The 23,959-nt window shown below is 47.9% G+C and carries 25 protein-coding genes, 5 tRNA genes and 3 pseudogenes; 14 read left to right on the top strand and 19 right to left on the bottom strand.

Annotated features, from left to right (window positions below):
* Positions 1-60: 60 nt before the first annotated feature.
* Together CGZ65_RS03755 and CGZ65_RS03750 are read right to left on the bottom strand one after the other, a co-directional pair.
* Positions 61-831, bottom strand: coding sequence for a M48 family metallopeptidase (locus CGZ65_RS03755; protein ID WP_096294874.1), 771 nt, complete (start codon positions 829-831; stop codon positions 61-63).
* A 147-nt stretch (positions 832-978) separates the two neighbouring features.
* A complete protein-coding gene (locus CGZ65_RS03750) occupies positions 979-1,920 on the bottom strand; it encodes a serine hydrolase (RefSeq protein WP_096296085.1) in 942 nt (313 codons plus the stop codon).
* A gap of 269 nt (positions 1,921-2,189) precedes the next feature.
* On the opposite strand from CGZ65_RS03750, the gene clpX reads away from it, so the two are divergent.
* Positions 2,190-3,488, top strand: a complete 1,299-nt coding sequence (clpX, locus tag CGZ65_RS03745; RefSeq protein ID WP_096294873.1) for an ATP-dependent Clp protease ATP-binding subunit ClpX — start codon at positions 2,190-2,192, stop codon at positions 3,486-3,488.
* A gap of 395 nt (positions 3,489-3,883) precedes the next feature.
* Positions 3,884-6,468, top strand: a pseudogene (gene acnB, locus CGZ65_RS03740) (bifunctional aconitate hydratase 2/2-methylisocitrate dehydratase).
* Positions 6,469-6,652: 184 nt separating this feature from the next.
* Here the strand turns inward: acnB and CGZ65_RS03735 are convergent.
* Positions 6,653-7,693 carry a zinc-dependent alcohol dehydrogenase family protein gene (locus CGZ65_RS03735; RefSeq protein ID WP_096294872.1) on the bottom strand — a complete coding sequence of 347 codons (1,041 nt, stop codon included), beginning with the start codon at positions 7,691-7,693 and terminating at the stop codon, positions 6,653-6,655.
* A 182-nt stretch (positions 7,694-7,875) separates the two neighbouring features.
* On the opposite strand from CGZ65_RS03735, the pseudogene mutY reads away from it, so the two are divergent.
* Positions 7,876-8,928 (top strand): annotated as a pseudogene (gene mutY, locus CGZ65_RS03730) (A/G-specific adenine glycosylase); the annotation flags it as partial.
* Between the two features lie 62 nt (positions 8,929-8,990).
* On the opposite strand, the gene tkt reads toward mutY, so the two are convergent.
* The 4 genes from tkt to CGZ65_RS13780 all read right to left on the bottom strand — a co-directional run bounded on the left by tkt (position 8,991) and on the right by CGZ65_RS13780 (position 12,417).
* On the bottom strand, positions 8,991-10,979 hold the full coding sequence (gene tkt / locus CGZ65_RS03725; protein ID WP_096294870.1) for a transketolase: 1,989 nt from the start codon (positions 10,977-10,979) through the stop codon (positions 8,991-8,993).
* A 72-nt stretch (positions 10,980-11,051) separates the two neighbouring features.
* Entirely contained in the window at positions 11,052-11,354 is a 303-nt protein-coding gene (locus CGZ65_RS13785; RefSeq protein WP_232507519.1) for a hypothetical protein, read from the bottom strand.
* Positions 11,355-11,393: 39 nt separating this feature from the next.
* Positions 11,394-12,254, bottom strand: a complete 861-nt coding sequence (locus CGZ65_RS03720) for an aminotransferase class I/II-fold pyridoxal phosphate-dependent enzyme (protein WP_232507518.1) — start codon at positions 12,252-12,254, stop codon at positions 11,394-11,396.
* Positions 12,255-12,285: 31 nt separating this feature from the next.
* Positions 12,286-12,417 (bottom strand): GntR family transcriptional regulator, encoded by a 132-nt coding sequence (locus CGZ65_RS13780; RefSeq protein WP_232507517.1) that lies wholly within the window; start codon positions 12,415-12,417, stop codon positions 12,286-12,288.
* Positions 12,418-12,651: 234 nt separating this feature from the next.
* Here CGZ65_RS13780 and ccoG point away from each other — a divergent pair, with 234 nt between their 5' ends.
* From ccoG to CGZ65_RS03670, 11 genes are all read left to right on the top strand, one after another.
* Positions 12,652-14,181: a cytochrome c oxidase accessory protein CcoG gene (gene ccoG / locus CGZ65_RS03715; protein ID WP_096294869.1), complete on the top strand. Its 1,530-nt coding sequence runs from the start codon at positions 12,652-12,654 to the stop codon at positions 14,179-14,181.
* Position 14,182: 1 nt separating this feature from the next.
* Positions 14,183-14,734, top strand: coding sequence for a FixH family protein (locus CGZ65_RS03710; protein WP_096294868.1), 552 nt, complete (start codon positions 14,183-14,185; stop codon positions 14,732-14,734).
* A gap of 159 nt (positions 14,735-14,893) precedes the next feature.
* Positions 14,894-15,319, top strand: a complete 426-nt coding sequence (locus tag CGZ65_RS03705; protein WP_232507516.1) for a DUF2062 domain-containing protein — start codon at positions 14,894-14,896, stop codon at positions 15,317-15,319.
* Positions 15,313-15,435 (top strand): DUF2062 domain-containing protein, encoded by a 123-nt coding sequence (locus tag CGZ65_RS13775; RefSeq protein ID WP_232507515.1) that lies wholly within the window; start codon positions 15,313-15,315, stop codon positions 15,433-15,435. Before CGZ65_RS03705 ends, CGZ65_RS13775 begins: the two co-directional genes overlap by 7 nt.
* A 3-nt stretch (positions 15,436-15,438) precedes the next feature.
* Complete coding sequence (locus tag CGZ65_RS03700; RefSeq protein ID WP_232507514.1) at positions 15,439-15,963, top strand: type IV secretion protein Rhs; 525 nt, start codon at positions 15,439-15,441, stop codon at positions 15,961-15,963.
* Positions 15,964-16,088: 125 nt separating this feature from the next.
* The gene (gene pgsA / locus CGZ65_RS03695; RefSeq protein WP_096294867.1) at positions 16,089-16,661 is read left to right on the top strand and encodes a CDP-diacylglycerol--glycerol-3-phosphate 3-phosphatidyltransferase; all 573 of its coding nucleotides are present in this window, start codon (positions 16,089-16,091) and stop codon (positions 16,659-16,661) included.
* Positions 16,662-16,754: 93 nt separating this feature from the next.
* Positions 16,755-16,830 (top strand) — tRNA-Gly (locus tag CGZ65_RS03690).
* Between the two features lie 17 nt (positions 16,831-16,847).
* A tRNA-Gly gene (locus CGZ65_RS03685) sits at positions 16,848-16,923 on the top strand.
* Between the two features lie 17 nt (positions 16,924-16,940).
* Positions 16,941-17,016: transfer RNA gene (locus CGZ65_RS03680), tRNA-Gly, on the top strand.
* Positions 17,017-17,056: 40 nt separating this feature from the next.
* Positions 17,057-17,130 (top strand) — tRNA-Cys (locus CGZ65_RS03675).
* A gap of 31 nt (positions 17,131-17,161) precedes the next feature.
* A tRNA-Leu gene (locus tag CGZ65_RS03670) sits at positions 17,162-17,251 on the top strand.
* Between the two features lie 61 nt (positions 17,252-17,312).
* Here CGZ65_RS03670 and CGZ65_RS13770 read toward each other — a convergent pair.
* The 12 genes and pseudogenes from CGZ65_RS13770 to CGZ65_RS12725 form a co-directional block, all read right to left on the bottom strand.
* Complete coding sequence (locus tag CGZ65_RS13770; protein WP_232507513.1) at positions 17,313-17,870, bottom strand: site-specific integrase; 558 nt, start codon at positions 17,868-17,870, stop codon at positions 17,313-17,315.
* 185 nt (positions 17,871-18,055) lie between these two features.
* Entirely contained in the window at positions 18,056-18,379 is a 324-nt protein-coding gene (locus tag CGZ65_RS13765; RefSeq protein ID WP_232507618.1) for a hypothetical protein, read from the bottom strand.
* 68 nt (positions 18,380-18,447) lie between these two features.
* Positions 18,448-18,582: pseudogene (locus CGZ65_RS14580) on the bottom strand (helix-turn-helix domain-containing protein); the annotation flags it as partial.
* Positions 18,583-18,585: 3 nt separating this feature from the next.
* Positions 18,586-18,846, bottom strand: coding sequence for a lipopolysaccharide heptosyltransferase (locus CGZ65_RS03655; RefSeq protein ID WP_096294865.1), 261 nt, complete (start codon positions 18,844-18,846; stop codon positions 18,586-18,588).
* A 10-nt stretch (positions 18,847-18,856) separates the two neighbouring features.
* Positions 18,857-19,294 carry a hypothetical protein gene (locus CGZ65_RS03650; protein ID WP_096294864.1) on the bottom strand — a complete coding sequence of 146 codons (438 nt, stop codon included), beginning with the start codon at positions 19,292-19,294 and terminating at the stop codon, positions 18,857-18,859.
* 1 nt (position 19,295) lies between these two features.
* Positions 19,296-20,075, bottom strand: a complete 780-nt coding sequence (locus CGZ65_RS03645; protein WP_157742697.1) for a nucleotide-binding protein — start codon at positions 20,073-20,075, stop codon at positions 19,296-19,298.
* A 112-nt stretch (positions 20,076-20,187) separates the two neighbouring features.
* A complete protein-coding gene (locus CGZ65_RS03640; RefSeq protein WP_096294863.1) occupies positions 20,188-21,060 on the bottom strand; it encodes an antA/AntB antirepressor family protein in 873 nt (290 codons plus the stop codon).
* 197 nt (positions 21,061-21,257) lie between these two features.
* Positions 21,258-21,431 carry a hypothetical protein gene (locus CGZ65_RS12730; protein ID WP_157742696.1) on the bottom strand — a complete coding sequence of 58 codons (174 nt, stop codon included), beginning with the start codon at positions 21,429-21,431 and terminating at the stop codon, positions 21,258-21,260.
* 956 nt (positions 21,432-22,387) lie between these two features.
* On the bottom strand, positions 22,388-22,720 hold the full coding sequence (locus tag CGZ65_RS03635) for a virulence factor (RefSeq protein WP_096294862.1): 333 nt from the start codon (positions 22,718-22,720) through the stop codon (positions 22,388-22,390).
* 206 nt (positions 22,721-22,926) lie between these two features.
* Entirely contained in the window at positions 22,927-23,460 is a 534-nt protein-coding gene (locus tag CGZ65_RS03630) for a TrbM/KikA/MpfK family conjugal transfer protein (protein WP_096296084.1), read from the bottom strand.
* Between the two features lie 107 nt (positions 23,461-23,567).
* Positions 23,568-23,744 (bottom strand): hypothetical protein, encoded by a 177-nt coding sequence (locus CGZ65_RS13175; RefSeq protein ID WP_198345335.1) that lies wholly within the window; start codon positions 23,742-23,744, stop codon positions 23,568-23,570.
* Between the two features lie 18 nt (positions 23,745-23,762).
* Entirely contained in the window at positions 23,763-23,900 is a 138-nt protein-coding gene (locus CGZ65_RS12725; protein WP_157742695.1) for a hypothetical protein, read from the bottom strand.
* Between the last annotated feature and the right edge of the window lie 59 nt (positions 23,901-23,959).

Genomic DNA, 23,959 nt, shown 5'->3' with positions numbered 1-23,959 from the left:
GGCCGTCTGAAACGGGCCATTCGTTTCAGAGGGCCTCATCATTTCTATTTCAGCTTTAAATCAACGTTTGTTGCGCTCGTAAATCGGCATCACCTCCGGCAGCATTTTACGGATGGCGTTAATGCGCGCATCGTTAGCCGGGTGTGTGGATAAAACCGAAATCGGTGTACCGCTTTGTGCTTGATTCATTTTCTGCCAAACACTGATGGCCGCTTGCGGATTATAACCGGCCTGTGCCATCAGGCGCACACCGCCGGCATCGGCTTCATTTTCCTGATAACGCGAAAACGGTTTGGTCGCCGCCAAGTCCGCACCCAAACCGATCAAATTACCGTCTACTCCGGTTGCGCTGGCCAAAATCGAGCCGCCGATACCGGTCAAGACTTGGCCGCCGATGGCCTTTTTGCTGTGCTCTAACAAAGCATGGGTCATTTCATGACCAACTACAGCAGCAATTTCATCATCAGTGAGCTTCAGTCGCTCCACCATGCCGGTGTACATCGCCATTTTACCGCCCGGCATCGCCCATGCGTTTATTTCATTGCTGCGAATCACATTCATCTGCCAACTAAACGGCACGCCGGTGCCGTTAGCCTGATTGGCATAAGGCTTCATGCGGTTGAATACGGCATGAACGCGATGTGCGGTTTGCGATGTGATATCCAAAACGCCTTGGCTTTGCGCCTTTTGCATGACCTGCGTATAGTTTTTCGCGGCGCTTTGGTTTAAAGCAGCAGAATCATAACCGACCATGTCCGCCACTGAAGTACAACCCGTCACCGCCAACAAAGCAGCGGTTAACCATGCATAATGTTTGTTTTGAATCGTCATAAATGGCTCCCAGTTACCAGTTAATGGACACAATATAACGTGTAAAGGTGGTTTCAAATGCTTTTATACGTAAAATATACGTAAAAAGGCCGTCTGAAACCTTGTATCTTTCCGATGATCTTCAGACGGCCTTTTTTAACCAAATCATTACGAACGGGTTTGCAACATCCAGGATTGGATACTGCGCGCGTCGTTTACTCGTGTCAGCGAGCTTGGTGAATTCAGCAATACGATGGTGACCGGCTGATTTTGCACATTGGCTTTTACCACCATTGAACGGCCTGCCTCACGGGTGTAACCGGTTTTCTGTAATTCGATATTCCATGAGCCTTCTCGAACCAAGGCATTGGAATTTTTATAGCTTTGACGACCGCGAACGGTATAAACCGAGCCATAATTAGACGTTGAATTTGAACGAATCGACGGATATTTACTCGCTGCCGCAACCAAACGGCTCAAATCATGTGCCGTAGAGACATTACGGAAATCCAAACCGGTCGGCTCATAGAAACGACTGTTGTACATACCCAAGCTTTGTGCCTTGGCATTCATCGCTGCGACAAACGCGCTCATACCGCCCGGATAAGTGCGCCCCAGAGCATGTGTCGCACGGTTTTCGCTGCTCATCAGGCTCAAATGCAGCAATTCGCTGCGGGTTAAGGTAGTACCTATACCCAAACGGCTGCCGGTGCCTTTCAAACGGTCAATTTCAGCCGGTGTAATTTCAACCATTTGGTTCATATCCAACTTGGCATCCAAAATCACCATCGCACTCATCAATTTGGAAATCGACGCAATCGGCATCACACGATTGGCGTTTTTCTGATACAACACTTCGCCCGTGCGGTTATTCAGAATCAGCGCAGATTGCGACAAAAGCAAAGGCCCTGCCATCATGGCTTGGGCTTCCACCTTACCGGCTTGCGTTTCGGCAAATGCGCCCAACGGGTCTTGCTGGGTTGGGAAATTCTGTTCTAAAAACTGGCCCAATACGTCCATATCATCGGCGGCAGCCGGAAATACACTTGCCGCGAGTGCCACGCCCAAGCAGGCCGCACTTAATTTGTTACACCATTTTTTTACTGACATAGCGGTATCTTTCACAGATTTGTTCAACATTTCAATCAATATATTCCAACATTTTCGGCAATTTTAAAAAAAATGTAAAGCAACTCATTGAATTTTTGCGTTTGTTTGCAAGCTTTCCTTAAATTTAATGCGATGTGGAAATTTTCGCAACAACTCACCGGCAAATTTGATAAACCCAGCGATACTTATTATACTTAACCGCTTTACTAAGAAATCATGCCGGAAAGATTTCTTCGCGGCTTTCATATTAATATCTTAAAGAATAAATTATGTCTGAAGAAAAACGCTCATGCTCGTTCTGCGGCAAGTCAGAACACGAAGTCAAAAATTTGATTGAAGGCGAGCACGCTTTTATTTGTAACGAATGTGTTGAAACCTGCGGTGTTATGCTGCAAGACTCCGATAGCGGCGCACCAGCCGAATCAAGCGACATCAAAACTACCGAAAACAGTGCGCTGCCGACTCCTGCCGAAATCGTGGCCAACCTTAACGACCACGTTATCAGCCAAGAGCACGCCAAAAAAGCCTTGGCGGTTGCTGTTTACAACCATTACAAACGCTTACGCCACCCCAAAGCCAACGGCAATGTTGAATTATCCAAATCCAATATTTTGCTGATCGGCCCGACCGGTTCCGGTAAAACCTTGTTGGCGCAATCCTTGGCGCGCAAATTAGACGTGCCTTTTGTAATGGCCGATGCCACCACCCTAACCGAAGCCGGCTATGTCGGTGAAGACGTGGAGCAAATCATTACCAAGCTATTGAGCAAATGCGATTTCGATGTCGAAAAAGCACAACGCGGGATTGTGTACATTGATGAAATCGACAAAATTTCCCGCAAGAGCGACAACCCGTCCATTACTCGAGACGTATCGGGAGAAGGTGTGCAACAAGCTTTGCTGAAACTGATTGAAGGCACGGTTGCCAGCGTTCCGCCACAAGGCGGCCGCAAACATCCGAATCAGGAATTCATCAACGTCGATACCACCAACATCCTGTTTATTTGTGGCGGCGCGTTTGCCGGACTAGAAAAAGTCATCCGCCAACGTACGGAAAAAGGCGGCATCGGCTTTGGTGCAGCGGTACACAGCAAAGACGAAAACATCAATATTTCCGAATTGTTCGAAACCGTCGAACCGGAAGACTTAATCAAATTCGGCCTGATTCCTGAATTAATCGGCCGTTTGCCGGTGATCGCCACCTTGGCCGAACTGGACGAAGATGCCCTGATTAACATCCTAACAAAGCCGAAAAACGCCTTGGTTAAGCAATATCAAATCTTATTCGGCATGGAAAATGTCGAATTGGAAATCGAAGAAAATGCCTTGCGCAGTATTGCCAAGCAAGCGATGGAGCGCAAAACCGGTGCGCGTGGCTTACGCTCGATTGTCGAACGCTGCCTGCTCGACACCATGTATCAATTGCCGGACTTGAAAGACGTGAAAAAAGTCGTTATCAATCAAAATGTCATTGACAAAGGCGAAGACCCAATATTGCTGCTGGCTGACGGCAGCGAATACAAAGAGCTTAACGCAGCCGCGAAAAAAACGCGCAAAAATACCAAATAAAGAGCTTTGCAAAACCCTAGATTTGAGTGCAGTTCAAAGTTGTCGCAGCACAGAGGACGAAGAGATATCATCAAGATAGGCAAGCTTTCGAGCAGCGTATAATGAAGAAATGTGCCAAAGATAGGGATTTTGCAAAGGTCTCAAATAATTTGCAATATCAAATCATTGCGTAAACAGGCCGTCTGAAAAATCTGTTGTTTAAAGTATCGCTTTACGCTCAGATATTTTCAGACGGCCTAATTCTTAATATGAGAAAAAATCTTTATTACATCTTACAACAAGAGTATTTTCATTTCTTTAAAATTAGTCTATGATGATAAAGAAGGATTGTTCACAATCTTTAACGCAAACTTTCGCAATCCCTCAGAAGAAAAACACCATAAAGGAACAAAGAGATGTTAGAAGCCTATCGCAAAGCCGCTGCTGAGCGCGCCACCCTTGGTATTCCTCCCCTCCCTCTCGATGCACAGCAAACTGCCGACTTGATCGAGCTGTTGAAAAACCCGCCTGAAGGCGAAGGTGAATTCTTAGTTGACCTGTTGGTTAACCGTGTTCCGCCGGGCGTAGATGATGCCGCCAAAGTGAAAGCCTCTTTCTTGGCTGCCGTTGCCGAAGGAAGCGCTTCCAGCCCATTGATTTCTGCAGAATACGCCACCGAATTGCTCGGCACCATGCTCGGCGGTTACAACATCCATCCGTTAATCGAATTACTCGACAATGACCAATTGGCACCTATCGCTGCCAAAGGTTTGAAACACACATTGTTGATGTTCGATTCATTCCACGATGTACAAGAAAAAGCCGGAAAAGGCAATGTTCATGCTAAAGAAGTGTTGCAATCATGGGCTGATGCGAATGGTTTACTTCTCGCGAAGCTGTTCCTGAAAAAATTACGGTAACCGTATTCAAAGTTGACGGCGAAACCAACACTGACGACTTGTCTCCCGCACCTGATGCATGGAGCCGTCCCGACATTCCTCTGCATGCCTTGGCTATGCTGAAAAACCCGCGCGACGGTATCAACCCTGATAAACCGGGCGAAGTGGGTCCAATCAAATTATTGGAAGAATTGAAAGCCAAAGGCCACCCTGTCGCTTACGTTGGCGATGTAGTGGGTACCGGTTCTTCGCGTAAATCAGCGACCAATTCTGTAATCTGGCACACTGGTGAAGATATTCCTTTCGTACCGAACAAACGCTTCGGTGGCGTATGTTTAGGCGGTAAAATTGCCCCGATTTTCTTCAATACCCAAGAAGACTCTGGCGCATTACCAATCGAAGTAGACGTATCAGCTCTGCAAATGGGTGACGTTGTCGACATCTTGCCATACGAAGGCAAAATCGTGAAAAACGGCGAAACTGTTGCAGAATTTGTGTTGAAATCTCAAGTATTGTTGGATGAAGTGCAAGCCGGTGGTCGTATTAACCTGATTATTGGCCGTGGTTTGACTGCCAAAGCGCGCGAAGCTTTGGGTCTGCCTGCTTCTGATAAATTCCGCTTGCCGCAAGCACCTGCTGAAACCAAAGCTGGTTTCTCATTGGCGCAAAAAATGGTTGGTCGCGCATGTGGCTTACCTGAAGGTCAAGGTGTTCGCCCGGGTACTTACTGCGAACCACGCATGACGACTGTCGGTTCACAAGACACCACCGGCCCGATGACCCGCGACGAGTTGAAAGACTTGGCTTGCTTGGGTTTCTCTGCCGATATGGTTATGCAGTCGTTCTGTCACACCGCAGCTTATCCGAAACCGGTTGACGTACGTACCCACAAAGAATTGCCTGAATTTATCTCTACTCGTGGCGGCGTATCGCTACGCCCGGGTGACGGTGTGATTCACTCATGGTTAAACCGTTTGCTGTTGCCGGATACAGTCGGCACCGGTGGCGACTCACACACCCGTTTCCCAATCGGCATTTCATTCCCTGCCGGTTCTGGCTTGGTAGCCTTTGCCGCGGCAACCGGCGTTATGCCTTTGGATATGCCTGAGTCTGTATTGGTACGCTTTAGCGGCAAATTGCAACCGGGCGTGACCTTGCGCGATTTGGTGAACTCGATTCCATTGTATGCCATTAAAAACGGTTTGCTTACGGTTGCCAAAGCCGGCAAGAAAAACATCTTCTCCGGCCGCATCTTGGAAATCGAAGGTTTGCCCGATTTGAAAGTTGAACAGGCATTTGAATTGTCTGACGCTTCTGCAGAGCGTTCCGCAGCCGGTTGTACCGTGAAGCTGAACAAAGAGCCGATCATCGAATACATGACTTCTAACATCGTGTTGATGAAAAACATGATCGCAGATGGTTATAAAGATGCCCGCACTTTGGAACGCCGCATTAAAGCCATGGAAGCTTGGTTGGCTGATCCGCAATTGTTGGAAGGCGATGCCGATGCCGAATATGCGGCGGTTCTCGAAATTAACATGGACGACATCAAAGAGCCAATCATCGCCTGCCCGAACGATCCGGACGACGTATGCTTCATGTCTGAAAAATCAGGCACTGTGATTGACGAAGTGTTCATCGGTTCTTGTATGACCAACATCGGCCACTTCCGTGCGGCTTCTAAATTGCTCGAAGGCAAAACCGATACTTCGGTTCGCCTGTGGATTGCGCCACCGACCAAAATGGATGCAAAACAACTGTCCGACGAAGGTCACTATGGTGTATTGGGCCGTGCCGGCGCACGCATGGAAATGCCGGGCTGCTCATTGTGTATGGGTAACCAAGCACAGGTGCGCGAAGGCGCGACTGTAATGTCGACTTCAACCCGTAACTTCCCGAACCGCTTAGGTAAAAATACCAACGTGTTCTTAGGTTCGGCAGAATTAGCCGCGATTTGCTCTAAACTGGGTAAAATCCCAACCATCGAAGAATACCAAGCCAACATCGGTATCATCGATGAAAACGGTGATCAAATCTACCGCTATATGAACTTCAACGAAATCGCCACCTACAACGAAGTTGCCGAAAAAGTGAATGTATAATTAGCGTAGGCTAAACCATCAAAGGCCGTCTGAAAGTATTTGCTTTCAGACGGCCTTTTAGTTTAATTGTCATTAATCAATCAGTAGCGGGAGCTTAAAGCATAAAATCACAAAGCCATCTGAAACATATGTTTCAGACGGCTTCTTCCAAACAGTAGCGTGATGTAAATCACATCCTGACTAATTAATCCGCAATCAACACCACTTTCATGGCTTGATTTTCAGATGCATGTTTGAACACATGATACGCTTCTTCCAATTCACTGAATTTAAAGCGATGGGTAATCATTTTGGTATAATCTACCGAGCTGGTCGAAATCGCTTTCAGCAGCATTTCGGTGGTATTGGTGTTCACCAAACCGGTGGTAATGGCAAGGTTTTTGATCCACAGTTTTTCCAGTTTGAAATCAACCGGCTGACCGTGTACACCAACTACCGCGATATGGCCGCCCGGTTTCACGATTTCTTGACACATGTCCCAAGTAGCCGGAATGCCGACTGCTTCAATCGCGCAGTCTACGCCGTCCTTACCAACAATATCGAATACTTGTTTTTCCACATTACCAGAGCTTGGATTAATTAAATGGGTCGCCCCCAACTCTTTTGCCATTTTCAGACGGTTTTCGTCCATGTCGCAAACAATCAATACTGCAGGACTGTAAAGCTGTGCGGTCAACAAAGCCGACATACCCACAGGACCGGCACCGGCGATAAATACGGTATCACCCGGCTTTACATCGCCATATTGCACACCGATTTCATGTGCGGTCGGCAGGGCGTCACTCAACAACAAAGCCACTTCATCATTTACCGAATCAGGCAACGGAATCAAGCTGTTGTCGGCATAAGGCGTGCGCACGTATTGGGCTTGTGTGCCGTCAATCATGTAGCCCAAAATCCAGCCACCATTACGACAGTGTGAATAGAGTTGTTTTTTACAGTTGTCGCAAGTACAACATTTGCTTACGCAAGAAATGATAACCTTGTCGCCTGCCTTGATATTTTTTACAGCCGAACCTACTTCCTCTACAATACCTACACCTTCATGACCGAGAATGCGGCCATCGGCAACTTCCGGATTTTTACCTTTCCAAATGCCTAAGTCAGTACCACAAATTGTGGTTTTAACGATTTTTACTACCGCATCGGTCGGGTCGATAATTTCAGGGCGCGGCTTTTCTTCAAAACGGATATCGTTCGCTCCGTGGTACACCATAGCTTTCATAGTACAGCTCCTTTTATTGTTTGATGAAACGAAAAAAGATGAAACTTCACATTACAGTATACCTTATTTATAGTCCTACTACTGATGAAAGTCAATTTCAGTTTTGCCAAATGTTATAATATATCACCCTGTTTTTAAACTATTTTTGATACAACGCAAACCCTCCTGATTTAATCTGAAGCCATGCCCCAACCCCTACTTTTTCAGACCGCCTTATTCAATGGCAACGCCAACACGGCCGCCATCATCTACCTTGGCAGACCCAAAACCCCTACACCGTTTGGTTGTCGGAAATCATGCTCCAGCAAACGCAAGTGGCCACCGTATTGGATTATTATCCACGCTTTCTGAACCGCTTTCCTGATGTTGAAAGCTTGGCCAATGCTGCCGAAGATGAGGTTTTATCACTATGGGCAGGCTTAGGCTATTATAGCCGCGCACGTAATTTGCACAAAGCTGCCCAGCAAGTGGTAAAACAATTCGGCGGCGAATTTCCGCAAACGCGAATCGAATTGGAAACCCTATGCGGCGTCGGTCGCAGTACTGCCGCCGCCATTTCCGCCTTTGCATTCAATCAGCGTGAAACCATATTAGACGGCAACGTCAAACGTGTGTTGTGCCGCGTATATGCACTTGACGGCAATCTGCAAAACAAGAAATTTGAAAATCAGCTCTGGCAGCTTGCCGAAAGCCTGTTGCCGCCTAAAAACAACGATATGCCCGCTTATATCCAAGGCTTGATGGATTTGGGTGCAACCGTGTGCAAACGCACCAAACCACTTTGCCACGAATGCCCGATGAACGACATTTGCCAAGCTAAAAAGCAAAACCGCATTACTGAATTGCCGCGAAAAAAAGCAGCAGTCGAGGTACACACCCTGTCTTTGTATTGGCTGATCGTACGCAACCAGGATAATCAAATCCTACTGCATAAACGCCCGACCAAAGGCATTTGGGGCGGCCTGTATTGTGTGCCGTGTTTTGAACACTTAACAGGCTTATACCAATACACCCAAGAAGCCCTAAATCTCGATTTAGACAGCCTCAATGAAGAAGCCGCGTTCACACACCGCCTGACCCATCGTCTTTTGATGATTACCCCGTTTACCACAGACGAAAGGCCGTCTGAAAAGATTTCAGACGGCCTGTGGGTCGCACAAGAAGATTTGGCCGCTTATGGTTTACCCAAACCCTTATTGAATTATCTCAATCAAGCACAAAAAAGCTTATTTTAATGTTGCGGGTTCACCCCAATAAAAAGGCCGTCTGAAATATTTCAGACGGCCTTTGTTCAAACTTATTTTACTGACAAAACAGATTTTACGGTTGCAACCACATTGTCTGTGGTGAAGCCAAACTCTTTAAACAGCAATTTTGCCGGAGCTGATTCACCGAAGCGGTCGAGGCCGACTACTTTACCGTTTAAGCCGACATATTTGTACCAACCATCGGTCACGCCTGCTTCTACTGCGACGCGCGGCAGATTGGCCGGCAATACGCCGGCTTGGTAAGCGGCGTCTTGGCGGTCGAACACGTTGGTTGACGGCATAGACACTACGCGCACGGCGATACCTTCTTCAGCCAAAGCAGCTTGCGCATTCAAGGCCAATTCGACTTCCGAACCGGTGGAGATGATCACAGCTTTAGCCTCGCCTTGTGCTTCGCTGATCACATAGCCGCCGCGTTGGATGTTGTTCAATTGTTCATCGCTGCGTTGCAGGAACTTCAAGTTTTGACGGCTGAAAATCAGGCTGCTCGGGTGATCGGCAGCTTTGACTGCTTCTGCCCATGCCACCAGCGATTCGGCGGTGTCGCAAGGGCGCCATACGTCCATGTTCGGAATCAGGCGCAAGGTGGCAGTTTGCTCGACCGGTTGGTGTGTCGGGCCGTCTTCGCCCAAACCGATGGAATCGTGGGTAAACACGAAAACCGGGTTGATTTTCATCAGTGCCGCCATGCGCAAGGCGTTGCGTTGATATTCACTGAACATCAGGAAGGTGGCGCCGAAAGGTTTCACGCCGCCGTGCAGTGCCATACCGTTCATGATGGCGGCCATGCCGAACTCGCGTACGCCGTAATGCACATAATTGCCCCCGTTTTGAGCAGTAACGGCTTTGCTGTGTGACCAGTCGGTCAGGTTAGAAGGAGTCAAATCTGCCGAGCCACCAACAAATTCCGGCAATACTTTGGCCAAAGTTTCGATGCTGTTTTGGCTGGCTTTGCGGGTAGCGATGGTTTCGGCTTTGTCGCACACTTCTTTCAAGGCTGTCTGAACATAAGCGTTGAAGTCTTTCGGCAATTCTTTTTCCATGCGGCGTACGAATTCGGCAGCTTCTTCAGGGAAGCGGCTTTGGTATTCAGCAAACAGTTTGTTCCATTCGTTCTCCAATTGGGCGCCTTTTTCTTTGGCATCCCAACCTTCATAAATTTCTTGCGGCACTTCAAACGCGGCATACGCCCAGCCCAAATGTTTGCGCGTGGCTTCGATTTCTTCTGCGCCCAATGGTGCACCGTGGGTTTTGTGGCTGCCTTCTTTGGTTGCGGCACCTTTACCGATTAAGGTTTTGCAGCAGATGATAGAAGGCTTATCTGTTTGAGCGCGTGCAGCGTCAATGGCCGTCTGAATCGCAGCGGTATCGTGACCGTTGACATTCGGGACAACATGCCAGCCGTAGCTTGCAAAACGTTGCGGAATATCTTCGGTAAACCAGCCGTCTACTTTACCGTCGATGGAGATATTGTTGTCATCATACAAAACAATCAATTTGCCCAAGCCCAAAGTACCGGCCAAAGAGCAGGCTTCGTGAGATACGCCTTCCATCAAGCAGCCGTCGCCCAAGAACACGTAGGTGTAGTGATCGACGATCTCCAAACCGTCTTTATTAAACTCGGATGCCAAGATTTTCTCCGCCAAAGCCATGCCGACTGCATTGGCAATACCTTGACCCAACGGACCGGTAGTGGTTTCCACACCATCGGTGTAGCCGTATTCCGGGTGACCGGGGGTTTTACTGTGAAGCTGGCGGAAGTTTTTCAAATCTTCAATAGAAACATCGTAACCGGTCAGGTGCAACAGGCTGTATAAAATCATCGACGCGTGACCGTTAGACAACACAAAGCGGTCACGGTTGTAGAATTTCGGATTGGCGGGATTGTGGTTGAGATATTGCGTCCACAAAACTTCGGCCATTTCAGCCATGCCCATCGGCGCACCCGGATGGCCGGAGTTGGCTTTTTGTACCGCGTCTGCGGAAAGGAAGCGGATTGCGTTTGCCAGTTGTGACATCAGTACCTTCTTTCTTTTAAAGATGTGAATGTGGGGAAACGGTTTGAATTATCGCTTTATTTTCCAGGGCTTTCAAGCACAGTATTGCGACAAAACCAAAGGCCGTCTGAAAACCATGCAGAAAATTTTCAGACGGCCTCTACACTCAATATATGGTTTTACGGTCTGCATTGAGTGTAGAGGCAATATCGTCGGCCAAACGTGCGCAATCCGCCAAATCGAGATTGCTGAACTAATGCGCACCGAACCGCTTTTACCAAAGTGAAATGCTGCACAACTTTGCACCGCCCAGCCCTTTGCTGCCAAAAACTGAATCACCTGCACTTCATTGACCACCGGCAGCCAAATATGGAAACCTTCACCATTTTTGCCCAAGAGAAAAATGCCGTGTTGATTCAAACATGCAAACAAGGTTTAACGGCGGATGCGATAGTTTTCTGAAATTTTATACATAGCCTCCCCTTCCAGCTGCCGCCACAGTTGCCAAGTCAAATGTTGCAGGATTTTGCTGATCCAACGCGACCCCAAGGTGAAACGCTTTTTCATGGCATGCAGGATATTGCTGTTGCCGGCCGCAATCGCTATGCGTGCATCGGTGCCCAGAAATTTGCTGGTAGACGTGGTGTATATCCATTCACCTTCAAAACCTTGCATGCCGTGAAAAGGCTGCTGGCTTAAAGCCGCCCAATGGTCATCGACAATCAGCAAGGCAGCACGCTGATTCAAAAATGCCTGCCATTGCTGCCAACGCGCGCGGCTGTAATTAATACCGGTCGGGCTATGCGCCCGCGGCGTGAGAATCACCACAGAAAAATCATTGATCAATGGCTCAGGTATCACCGCCCTCTCATCATCCATCCGTAAAGACACGGCTTCTAACCGTAAAGTAGCCAACAACGCAGGCAGCGGCGGCCAGCATGGATCTCCAATCAAGACTTTACTGCCGCTGATGCAGCGTTGCATGAGAATACGCTCGATAATATCCAAGCTGCTAGAAAGCAACATCAATTCGCTCTCAATGCCGATATATTCGGCCAACCATTTTTTTAAAAATTTCATCAATTCAGGATGGTCGCCATAATTACCCATATCGGCATTCAAGCTGTAATGATCGAACAATTCCGGCGTCAGCGGCAACAAGCGGCGATCGACATTGCCCGAAGCCAAATCGACCAAACCCCGCGGAACAGCGGTTTCGCTGTGAAGAATTTCAGTTTTATGCGGTACAAAACTGCCGCAGCTGCCATCGGTATGGATGATGCCGGCTTCACGCAATTGTTTATAAGCGGCTGATACCGTATTGGGATTAACACCTATCAGCTAAACTGCGCACCGTCGGCAAACGGTAGCCTTCAGACCACACTTTGCGGCGGATAAGCTGTTCAATGGATTGAGCAATATTGGCAGCGGTATTGCCTTTAGGCTTCAATTGATTCATACAAATCTTTTTTTGTATCAGTTCAAAAAACATTTTTTGTATCAGTTCAAAAAACATTAGATGAATTTCTAAATATCAGCAAGCAGTTTGGTCGGCAGGAGCAGTAGAAAATGTTATGATTACAAAGTTCCCGCTGCAAACATTTTTCAGATTGCCTAGGCCGTCTGAAATGGATTGCAAAACACACCACCATGATCAAAAAATATTATATTAATATTTATTAAGGAACAAGCTATGTCTGCCGAAGAAAAACCAACCCCGGCCGCCGAACATCATGTGAACGAGCCGCAAGCCGAGCCTAAACAATACAGCCAAGCGCAAGCCAAAACGGAAAAATCAGCGCCGCCGACACCTGCCAAACCGAAATCGGCTGCGATTCAAATTCATCCGGTGGGCGAACGTATTCACCCGAAAAAAGCCGAAGGCCGCTTTGCCAAACTGCGTATTGCCGCAGTATTGGCCACGCAATTCGTATTTTACATCATTCCATGGTTTAACTGGTCTGACCGCCAAGCGGTATTGTTTAACATTCCCGAGCGCCATTTCTATATCTTCGGCTTGTCTCTGGGCATGGGCGACTTGATTTACCTGGCATTATTGCTGATAATTTGCGCCTTCGGCCTGTTTTGGTGGACAACCATCGCCGGCCGCTTGTGGTGCGGTTATTCTTGCCCACAAACAGTTTATACCGAAATTATGCTGTGGATTGACAACTCAGTCGAAGGCGACCGCAACAAACGCCTGAAGCTGGACAAATCGCCGTGGAATTTCACCAAAATCCGTATTAAAACGACTAAATATCTGCTAATTTTCCTGTTCTGCGCTTGGACAGGCATTACCTTTGCCGGTTGGTTCACGCCGATTCGCGAATTTGTACCGGCTTTGTTTAACGGCTCGGCAGGCGGCGGGGCTATGTTTGCCGCAGCCTTCTACGGATTCATGACCTTCTTCATGGCGCACATCATGCGTGAAAAAGTGTGTCTGCACATGTGCCCTTACGCCCGCTTCCAAAGCGCCATGTTTGACAAAGACACGCTGATTATTTCTTACGATTACGAACGCGGTGAGCCGCGTGGTGCGCGTAAGAAAAGTGTTTCGCGCGAAGAAACCCCGCTGGGTGACTGTATCAACTGTAATATGTGCGTACAGGTATGTCCGGTCGGCATCGACATCCGCGACGGTCTGCAATACCAATGTATCGGTTGCGCCGCCTGTATTGATGCCTGCGATGAAATCATGGATAAAATGAACTATCCGCGCGGCCTGATCCGTTACACCACTGAAGGCGCATTGGAACATGAGTATCCTGAATCCGACATCAAGAAACGCTTGAAGCGCCCACGCGTAGCCGGTTACGGCGCAGTATTGGCCGTCGTGATTATTGCCTTTATCACCGGTATTTCTACCCGCAAAATGGTTGAAGTGGATATCTTGAAAGACCGCGGCGTAATGGTTCGTGAAAACAACCAAGGCTGGCTGGAAAATGCGTATAATCTGCGCATCATCAACAACAGCGAATATGACCAAGTTTTGACCGCAAGCGTCAAAGGCTTCGAAGAAATCACATTAACCGGCTTACCGGAAGAAGGCTTGAAACTGCCTGCCCGTGAAACCATCACGATTCCGGTGCAAGTCTCCACCATTCCGGAATATGCCGACAAAGGCAGCCACCCTATTGAATTTACCTTCGTTTACCAAGAATCAGGCAAAGCCGATTCGGATAAAGTGGTGATTGAAGAAGAAGCAACCTTTATCGGAGAGTAATGTGCCACAGAAAAAAAATGTCCAACCTTGGTATAAAAACTTCTGGCCGTGGTTTCTGATGGTCGGCCCGATTTTTGTGGTGATTGCCAGCGTATCCATGTTTTTTGTTGCCAAGCAAAACATGACCGACTTGGTATCCGACGATTACTACAAAGACGGCAAACACATCGGAATTGAATTGCATCGCGATGAAGAAGCAGTCAAACGCCACATTCAGGCGCAGGTATTGATCAGCCCGGATATGGATAAAGCCAAAGTATTTGTCAGTGGCGATTTCGATACTAAGCAGCCGGTTCAACTGCAATTGATGCATCCGGCCAAAAAAGCGGAAGACCAGACCATCACGCTCAAAGCAGTGGAAAGCAACGGAGCTGCCGACCGCATGGAATACGAAGCCGTATTCAAACCTTTACCTGTCACCAATCACTGGTATGTGCGTGTAGCTGACACAGCCGGTATCTGGCGCGTGGAAAACAAATGGATCACCAGCCAAGGTAATGCCATTAATCTGACCCCGATGGATAAACTCTTCGGTACGGATAACGGTCAGTAAAACTCAAGGCCGTCTGAAAGAAAATTTTTTCAGACGGCCTTTTAACATCTGTAATTTAGGCAAACTTTAACGAGGCTTATTTTTTTCAAACGGCCTTCTCTTTAAAATTCAGCTACAATCCACCATATTACGCCGTATGTTTCACTCCAACACCCATCCATGAACCAACCCAAGTCCAACGGTTTACGCCAAAAACTTCCCAACCGCCAGCAGATTTTCTCATCGCGCTGGAGCAAGCCTTTTGCACCACTGTTTGACAAACCCTATTTCTGGACGCTCAACCGCCGTCAAGCTGCGGTATCGGTGGCGGTCGGGATGTTTTGCGGCTTAATGCCCGGCCCCACCCAAATGCTGAGCGCACTGATTGTTGCCTATTTCTTGCGTACCAACCTGCCGGTGGCCGTGTTCAGCACGCTTTACACCAACCCTATTACCTATATGCCGCTCTACTACACCGCCTATAAAATCGGCTCGCTGATTTTGGGTGTGGAAGCAGCAGACTCGCTGGAATTCCAAGCTGGTCGGATACACATTTTTTCAGCGAGCTTGGTACTTGGCTGTTGGGCGCGGGCAAACCTTTGTTAGTCGGCGTACCGGTTTTGGGTTCTATTTTGGCCGTAATCGGCTACGTCGCCGTATTGGTCGGCTGGCGATTGCGCACCCAATATCATTGGCGCAAACGAAAGGAAGCGCGTGAGTAAACATTGGCGACGCTTGACGGCAAACGAAGTCGAATTGGCACGCCGTGTTTTTCAGACGGCATTGATTATGCCCGCGTCAAAATCTATCGCGGCATTCCCTATCTACCCGATATCAATGTGGCCATTGCCCCCAACGGCAACGTTTACTTCCCACGCCAAAACTGCCCTGCTGATTTCGCGCTGGCCGGCCACAGCTATCAAATGTGGCTCATTCACGAACTTACCCATGTTTGGCAGCATCAGCTCGGTTTCAAAACATGGTGGGCCGGCATATTGCTGATGGCAGTCGGCGGCTATGTGCGCCGCAAAGCCTATGTTTATCCTCCGCCACACGGCATCGAACATTTCAGCGACTTAAATATGGAACAACAGGCCGACCTACTCGCCCATTATTATGCCGCACGCTATTTGCCGCATAATCCCCATAGCCACCACCTGCACGCTTTTCAGACGGCCTTACATGCATTTTTAGACAACCCATTGCAGCGACAATTACTACCTCACTACCGAAACTTCAGCATCATCTAACCTACCCTGCGCAGAGCTTCGTGCCGGAATTTTTACCCTCAGAGATTATCGGTAGCCGATGAAATTCGCTATAATAGCCAACTTGATATCAAGCGAACCACCAGCCTACCGAAAAGGTCGCCCCAATGCCTTGGAATATTCCCATTTTTCTCACCTGGATGCGCGTTTTGCTCATTCCGGTATTTACCATACTTTTTTATCTGCCGGAAAACTGGGCAGATCCTCAAACCGTCAACTGGACAGCCGCCATTATCTTTGCCGTGGCTGCTATTACCGACTGGTTTGACGGCTTTTTAGCACGCCTGTGGAAACAAACTTCCGACTTCGGCGCATTTCTCGATCCTGTTGCCGACAAACTCATGGTTGCCGTCGCCCTACTGCTGCTCGTTAGCCTTGACCGTACTTACGTTATCTTCGCCATGATCATCATCGGTCGCGAAATCACCATTTCCGCACTACGCGAATGGATGGCACAAATGGGACGGCGCAACAGCGTGGCCGTCGCCACCATCGGCAAATTAAAAACCACCGCGCAAATGGCTGCCATCTTATTGCTGCTCATCGGCTTACCTAATTTCCACGGCTTCGACTTAATCATGATTGGTAACATATTGATGTTTATTGCATCCGTGCTCACGATTTGGTCGATGTTCTATTACCTGAAAATGGTTTGGAAAGAAATGGCGCAAAAAAGTTGAAAAAAATGATGCAAACAGCTTGACGATTGGAATCAAATCCATAATAATAGCGTCTTCCTTGTTACGGCGTGTAACAATCAGTATTAAATTTGAGCGGGAATAGCTCAGTTGGTAGAGCGCAACCTTGCCAAGGTTGAGGTCGCGAGTTCGAGACTCGTTTCCCGCTCCATTCAAATTTAATTAAATGCGGGAATAGCTCAGTTGGTAGAGCGCAACCTTGCCAAGGTTGAGGTCGCGAGTTCGAGACTCGTTTCCCGCTCCATTCAAATTTAATTAAATGCGGGAATAGCTCAGTTGGTAGAGCGCAACCTTGCCAAGGTTGAGGTCGCGAGTTCGAGACTCGTTTCCCGCTCCAAATAACAAAGTTGTTTGAAATAAAGCAACTTTTTTATTATGGCGGGATAGCAAAGTGGTTATGCAGCGGATTGCAAATCCGTCTACGCCGGTTCGATTCCGACTCCCGCCTCCACTTTCAATAGTTTTATTCCGATAAAACTATTGCCCGGGTGGTGAAATAGGTAGACACAACGGACTTAAAATCCGTCGACCCTAAACAGGTCGTGCCGGTTCGATTCCGGCTCCGGGCACCAATAATTCATTTAATTACTGATACTTACGAATTTAAATCCTTATTGAGGGCAGCCTATTTTTTTAAGCTGTCTTTTTGCTTTGTGCCTTATCTGTGTCAAATAGTACATTTCCTGTATCAACATGGTTGACTAAGTCATGCAGAACTTGCGCGTGTTGATGTAAATGCTCAGGCGAAAGATGAGAGTATCTTTGAACCATGGCAAGTGTCTTCCAACCACCCATTTCTTGAAGTACCCTTAGCGGAACACCACGCTGAACAAGCCAGCTTGCCCAAGTATGGCGCAAATCATGCCAAGTGAAATCTTCTATTCCTGCTTCCTCAAGCGAACTTTTCCAATATCGGCTATTTATATCCGTTATCGGCTTACCTCGCTTATTCACAAAAACAAAAGTTTCATGCCTTCCTATTTGACGTTCCAATACCGAAACTGCTGTTTGGTTTAGCGCAACACCTAACGCCTGGCCAGCTTTCATTTCATCAGAATGAAACCAACAGACCTTCCTTTCCAAATCAACCTGATTCCACTTCAATCCCAAGACATTAGCCTGACGAAGTCCGGTATTTAAGCTGAAAATGATTAGATCAGCAAAATATCGTGGCTTCGCAACATCTATCAATCGTTGAGCCTCTTCAGGTTTTAACCAGCGAATACGCCCATTATCCTCCTTATACTCTTCAATATATGGGGCTTTCTCTAACCACTCCCACTTATTGACGGCAGCACGGAGAATTGAACGTATTAGCGAAAGGTATCGGTTTTTGGTACTGTTTTTACAAGGTAGTTTCGCAACTATGCTATGTATCAAATCGCGGTCGATATGATGTAAAAAACACCTCTCAGCTGTGTAAGGGTGTTAATTTTGGCCATATCGTCCGCTATGGTTTTTTTATGCGATTTTTCTTGAATCCAACGTAAGGCAGCTTCATCCCAAATCCGCTTAGGCTTTTCGCCTAGCTGAGAAATACGCCATGCTTCATATTTGAGTTTATCCCTCAATTCTTCCGCTTCACGCTTTTCTTTTGTTTGAGCAGACCGTCTAACTCTTTTACCGCTGGGTGCGATAAAATCGATATACCAGATACCGTTACGTTGGTAGATTCCGCTATTGCTTTTATTGTTAGGCATTTTTCTTCACTCCTGCTTTCGAGTGATGCCTGCACCTGAACATTCTCCAATGTGATTATAAAATCGTCAAGTGCGGCTTGGGTAATACAATAAGCACGCCCAGGTTTACTTGCCTTTAAGCGTCCTTGCTTTATATAGCTGCGAATTGTGTCAACATGGCATTTACAATACTCAGCAACCTCTTCAGCGGTATAACTTTTCATAAGCTACCCTTTTCGCATAATTTCGTAAATCTCATAATCCGCGTTTTCAAGCCATAACGACAACTTTTTAAGAGCCGCATACCGTTTGATGCGCGGCTCCAACATCAGGAAACTGTCCGGACCGATATAGAAAATCAGGCAGAGATAACCCTGCCTGTCCGTATCGAGCGGAACCAGCCGGTAGTGCGGAAACCGGTCTTCCGTCGGAACAAACGACGGATTGACTTTGACCGTAGCTACAACTGCCTTTTCTTCTATCAGCATGGCTAACCTCTCAAATAAATTTCAGTAACAGGCTCAACAAGCAGAAAACCAAAAAAGCAGCCAGCCAAGACCGGTTCGTCTTGGCGGCAATTTCGTCTGCCAACGCCTTGTTCTGAGCCGCAATCTTCGGCTGCATGGCCGCATAAATACGGCCTTCGGCATCTTGAAGCTGCCCGTCGCTTTTGGCCAATAAGTCTGCCAAAATCTGCTCCCGATAGGTTTTTAACTCTTTCGCCGCCGCCACCGTTTCTTTCAGCGCATCGTCCATTTCCGCCGCGTACTCGGCCAAGCTGTGCCGAATGCCGATACGCTGCTCTTCAAACAAGGCTTTCAGACGGGCTTCCTGCACCAACAGAATAGCGATAACGGGGTCATCTGCCGTCAACTTGATGCCTGAAACGCGGAATACATCGTTAATGATGGCTTCTACATCTGCCTGTTTAGCCATATCACGCCTCTTGTCCGTTCGGTTTTACTACGGTTTTTGCCGGCTCCGTCCCGGTAGCCAAGAACGGGATTTTGTCCAGTTGTCCGTACAATTCACGTTGCACGGTTTTGAGGCGTTGACGCTCCATGATGCCGAACGACCGGATGGCCTCGTCAAAAGTCAAACTGTTGCTGACCATCACTTCGATGTCTTTACCGTAGGTATCGGGATTGCGCAGCCCCAAGTTGATCATGCCGATAATTTTCGATTTATGTTCCTGATAGACAGGCAGTTCCGTGAACCCTTTGCCGTCCGGTGCTTTGATTTCGCCTTTGTATTCGTTGAGCCAAACCACAATATCGGCATCAATCCCTTCGGCGGTCTGTTTCAGGCCGGACAGACAGTCACGCAAATCCTGCCCGCCCGTTACCGGCACATGCAGTACCAGGCGTATTTTTTCTTCTTTCAGCAACTCGTCAACATGGTTTTCTGCGATGTACGACATCAGCGGCACAAATGTAGCCGCGCCGTTATCCACCACACCGATACCTTTTTCATTGATGATTTTTTCCATCAGCCCGTCAAACACACGGGTGTTGATGGTATTGTTTTCCGTCAGAATCTTAACCATTTCGGGCTTGAGTTCCTTAAAGCGGCTAAACGTCTTATTGACAGGATCGGTGTCAAAGCAATGGACAGTATCATTAGCGGCTTTGGCTTTCAAATACTGGGCAAGAATCGTTGAAGACAGCGACTTACCGACACCGCCTTTACCTTGCACGATGAAATGGACTTCTTTCATAGCATAAACCTTTCGTTTTGTTTGCGTATGTTTTTCACAAAAAGAAACCTGCTCGTCCGAACAGGCTTTCGTTTGTAAAAAAAGCCGTCTGAAAATTTCAGACGGCCTGTACTTATCGGACCAATTCCGACAATTCGGTCAATTTGTTTTCATAACATCTGTATCGGCAATGTTCGCTTTCCGTCCATGCTCTCCAGCGCAATTCGTCATCAGATAACGGCGCAGCCTGTTTCAAATAAACCTCCAAATCTACCGCGCGGTTCATCGTACGTTGAAACGGAAACGACACACCGTTGCGGTGTTCCAAAATACCGGCCAGCGTATAGCGTGCCATTTTATCGAAGAAGCCTTCGATAAAGCCCAAACCCTGTCTGGCCACATTACGCGCATATTCCGACATATAGCGTGGCGAAAACGACAGCGCGTGATAAGCGGATTCGGGATTGTTGCCGGCCAGTTCGATAACTTCGTCAAACCATGCTTCGCCGACGGCGTAGGCTTCGCCCCAATCGTACAGCCCCCTTTCATCGACAGGCGGAACCCAGTTGATCAGCCGTCCCTGTCCGTCCCGTCGGGTAAACGACAGGTCTTCACGGTTGCGGATTCGGCGTTTGACTGTGGCGGGGAGCCGTTTCTTTTCAGACGGCCTTTGCGCTTGATGCAGCTTTTTCTCGCACTCGATGAAATAGCGGCGTGCGGCGCGGCCTTGTTCGTTGCGCTCGACCATCGCCAGTTCTTTGGCCATGTCCAGCGTGATGTGGTATTCGGTTGCCGCTCTGCCTCCTTTGGGTTTTACTGAATTTTTAGTAAAACTCAAAAAGTCTTGATTTTCCTGAAATCCGTACTCGTTAATACGGTTTTTAATCCAGTCGTTAAAACGACTGGATACCTGCAAAAATCCGTGCAGTTTGCGCGCATCGCAAAGCAAGGTTTCGGAATCGGAAAGTTTGCCGCTGAATACGGGAATGAGGTTTTGATTGTTCATTGCTGAACTCCTAACGTTTTAGTTTCAAATTGCCCACTTAGTGGGTGGGCGGGCTTCAACTACCGACGTTAGACGGCGGAACTTATTCCCCTTGCGGGTATTGTATTAGGCTCTCTCAACCCGCCATTGCAAGATGGCGGCCTGAAACGGAAATTTCAGGCATAAAAAAGCCGCAACTGACGGGTGCGAATGAACCGCTAACGTTTTAGTAGTGCGGCTATCGTGCCTGTTTTGCGGCGGTTTGTCAATGGTTTTTCCGTGTTACCAAAACCAAACCCGCCTTGATTAAAGCGGGTTTGGTTTTGAAACAGTTTCAGACGGCCTGAGGTGGGCAAGAAACGTGCGGGTTGGCGGACCGTGGTATCAGACACGGCAAGCCTTGCGGCTTCCTACACGCGCCTGCCCATAGGGGCGCGTTATGCAAACAAAAAACCGCAAAAGCGGCATTGTGTGCCTGATACGAGAGAAACAGGCCGCCAAGCCTGCGCTGCTATTGAACAGCGCATTCATAGTAGCAAGTTTCTTTCTGTCAGGCAATAAAAAAACCGCAAATCGCGGATTTTAGGTGGGCGGGCTTCAACTACCGGTTCTAGACGGCGGAACTTATTCCCCTTGCGGGTATTGTATTAGGCTCTCTGGACCCGTCATTGCAAGATGGCGGCCTGAAACAGAAATTTCAGGCGTAAAAAGCCGCAACTGACGGGTGCGATATGAACCGCTAGAACGAAATAGTGCGGTCATCGTGCCTGTTCTGCGGCGGTTTGTCAATGGTTTTTCCATGTTACCAAAACCAAACCCGCCTTAATTAAAGCGGGTTTGATTTTGAAACAGTTTCAGACGGCCTTGTGACCTGCAAAAACTTATGCAGTTTGCGCGCATCGCAAAGTAGGGTTTCGGAGTCGGAAATTTTGCCGTTGAATACGGGAATGAGGTTTTTTGAATTCATTTTGTTTGCTCCGTTGGATTTTAAACTTCCGTCTCCAGCCGCCAAGCTGGGAGGGGCGGAAACTAGGCAGGTTGGCGGACTGCTCCAACGGTCGCAGCACACCTTGCGGTGTCCTGCCTAGCTCGCCCCGTAGGGATTTCCCCGAATTTGGGGAAAACTGAAACGGATTGAATTTGCAAACAAAAAACCGCAAAAGCGGCATTGTGTGCCGTTGGAAAGAAACAGGCCGCCAAGCCTGCGCTGCTATTGAACAGCGTATTCATAGTAGCAAGTTTCTTTCGGTCAGGCAATAAAAAAAACCGTTTTCGGCTGAAAACGGGTTTTGTAATGGTTTGTTAAGTTAGAAACCGTACGAACATTTCTGACGGTTTTGGGAAATTCTCAACCAACCATTTTGAGATTTGTCTTATTGCGCTTACGGCGAAGGTTTTTTTTTATGGCAGGCATTAGGTCATTGCGCTCTTCGATACGGAGCATGCGGATGTCTTTTACCGACTCTTCCAACCAAGCATATTCTGTACTTAAATCTTGCACTGCGGTAACACAGGTTACGGCATCAACGGTATCGTCGCCAAAATAGACCGATCCTTGTTGCCGAGTAAAACCGTAGTCGGTTAAGAAGTCGGCAATATCGTCGTATGCCTTCCGCCATGAAGCCGAAGGATACCGTTTTTCAAGTTCTTTTGTATCTAAGTCAAAGGTAATGGCATACATGTGAAAAGCCTTGTATCAGCAATAAAAGAAACAGGCCGCCAAGCCTGCGCTGCTATTGAACAGCGCATTCATGGTAACAAGTTTCTTTCTGTCAGGCAATAACCCGCTTCTGAAAAAGCCGCTTTCGTTTGTAAAAAAAGCAGCCCCGATTGAGGCTGCCAAAACTGCTTTAACACTTTATGCCGAATGTTGAAGCAGGAGTGAACTTAACGCACATCCACCCATCTGCCGCCGTTTTTCTCTTCGCCGACATAGCGGACGGCATCACCGGCCGTTGTCCATCCATGCTCAAAGTAGGCTTTGCAATACGACGGCTTAGACGGACGGATATAGGTTTTGCTGACAATCGGGCAACTGTCCCGGTCACGGGAATAGTGATAACGCGGACATTGCCGAACCTGTACCGTATAACGCATAACGCGGTTCAGTTCCTTCGCGTCGCAACGGCCCGCTCCTTCAGCAACGGCATTGACCAATTCAGGCATGCCCTGATTATTAGAGGTAGGACAGAGCTTTAAAAAATTCTTACGCGCGGTAATGGTTTTGTGCAGCCGTTTATGTTTGATACTGAAATAGCGGCGCAACGAATCCGTGCATTCAGACGGCCTGTCGCCTGACGACAAACACAGAATGGCTTCGCAAGCCAAACGGACATCGCCGGTCAGCAGATCGTCTGCCTGAGCCGGCAAAGCCGCCATCAGCGCAACGGCCACGGCCGCCGCAGGTAAACACTTCTTCATATTCACTCCCATTGCATTGATAGACGAAAAAAAGGATAATCACCGTACCCCTACGAGATTATCCGTTTCTCCTAAGAAAAAGCCGCTTTGGAAACAAAGCGGTTTTTTCATTGCCACGCGATTGTGCGGACTTCAAATTGATGGCCGACCTGCACGATGTTCACACACAAATCCATATTGCCGCGCATCAGCAAATCCACCTGTTTGGACGCGGCTTTCATCGAACCGTAACGCCCGAGCAGACGTTCACGACATTTTTTCAGACGGCTTTTTTTCGCAAACATTTCAATCTCCTTCCACATTCAGGATTGGTTTTCCAACTTGTCGGCAATGGTATCCGCGTATCCGGCATTACCGTTCATTTCACAAAAATCCACAAACATCTGCCAATGCTCGCCGAGAAAATCGGCCAACAGGCGTTTTTCAAAGTTTTCCAGCATGAAGGTTCCTTTCGGTTTTAAGAGTAAAGAAAAGGCCGTCTGAAACACACACTTTCAGA

Origin of the sequence: Neisseria weixii, assembly GCF_002327085.1 — a bacterium.
In the GTDB taxonomy this organism is placed as follows: Bacteria; Pseudomonadota; Gammaproteobacteria; order Burkholderiales; family Neisseriaceae; genus Neisseria; species Neisseria weixii.
Note: the sequence above shows the minus strand (reverse complement) of the source record. Positions and strands in the feature narration are given on the sequence as shown.

Bases quoted from the DNA above. Each gene is read 5' to 3' on its own strand.
- CGZ65_RS03755 (WP_096294874.1), bottom strand. From the start codon at position 831: ATGACGATTCAAAACAAACATTATGCATGGTTAACCGCTGCTTTGTTG.
- CGZ65_RS03750 (WP_096296085.1), bottom strand. From the start codon at position 1,920: ATGTCAGTAAAAAAATGGTGTAACAAATTAAGTGCGGCCTGCTTGGGC.
- clpX (WP_096294873.1), top strand. From the start codon at position 2,190: ATGTCTGAAGAAAAACGCTCATGCTCGTTCTGCGGCAAGTCAGAACAC.
- CGZ65_RS03735 (WP_096294872.1), bottom strand. From the start codon at position 7,693: ATGAAAGCTATGGTGTACCACGGAGCGAACGATATCCGTTTTGAAGAA.
- tkt (WP_096294870.1), bottom strand. From the start codon at position 10,979: ATGTCACAACTGGCAAACGCAATCCGCTTCCTTTCCGCAGACGCGGTA.
- CGZ65_RS13780 (WP_232507517.1), bottom strand. From the start codon at position 12,417: ATGAATCAATTGAAGCCTAAAGGCAATACCGCTGCCAATATTGCTCAA.
- ccoG (WP_096294869.1), top strand. From the start codon at position 12,652: ATGTCTGCCGAAGAAAAACCAACCCCGGCCGCCGAACATCATGTGAAC.
- CGZ65_RS03705 (WP_232507516.1), top strand. From the start codon at position 14,894: ATGAACCAACCCAAGTCCAACGGTTTACGCCAAAAACTTCCCAACCGC.
- pgsA (WP_096294867.1), top strand. From the start codon at position 16,089: ATGCCTTGGAATATTCCCATTTTTCTCACCTGGATGCGCGTTTTGCTC.
- CGZ65_RS13765 (WP_232507618.1), bottom strand. From the start codon at position 18,379: ATGCCTAACAATAAAAGCAATAGCGGAATCTACCAACGTAACGGTATC.
- CGZ65_RS03655 (WP_096294865.1), bottom strand. From the start codon at position 18,846: ATGCTGATAGAAGAAAAGGCAGTTGTAGCTACGGTCAAAGTCAATCCG.
- CGZ65_RS03650 (WP_096294864.1), bottom strand. From the start codon at position 19,294: ATGGCTAAACAGGCAGATGTAGAAGCCATCATTAACGATGTATTCCGC.
- CGZ65_RS03645 (WP_157742697.1), bottom strand. From the start codon at position 20,075: ATGAAAGAAGTCCATTTCATCGTGCAAGGTAAAGGCGGTGTCGGTAAG.
- CGZ65_RS03640 (WP_096294863.1), bottom strand. From the start codon at position 21,060: ATGAACAATCAAAACCTCATTCCCGTATTCAGCGGCAAACTTTCCGAT.
- CGZ65_RS03635 (WP_096294862.1), bottom strand. From the start codon at position 22,720: ATGTATGCCATTACCTTTGACTTAGATACAAAAGAACTTGAAAAACGG.
- CGZ65_RS03630 (WP_096296084.1), bottom strand. From the start codon at position 23,460: ATGAAGAAGTGTTTACCTGCGGCGGCCGTGGCCGTTGCGCTGATGGCG.
- CGZ65_RS13175 (WP_198345335.1), bottom strand. From the start codon at position 23,744: ATGTTTGCGAAAAAAAGCCGTCTGAAAAAATGTCGTGAACGTCTGCTC.
- CGZ65_RS12725 (WP_157742695.1), bottom strand. From the start codon at position 23,900: ATGCTGGAAAACTTTGAAAAACGCCTGTTGGCCGATTTTCTCGGCGAG.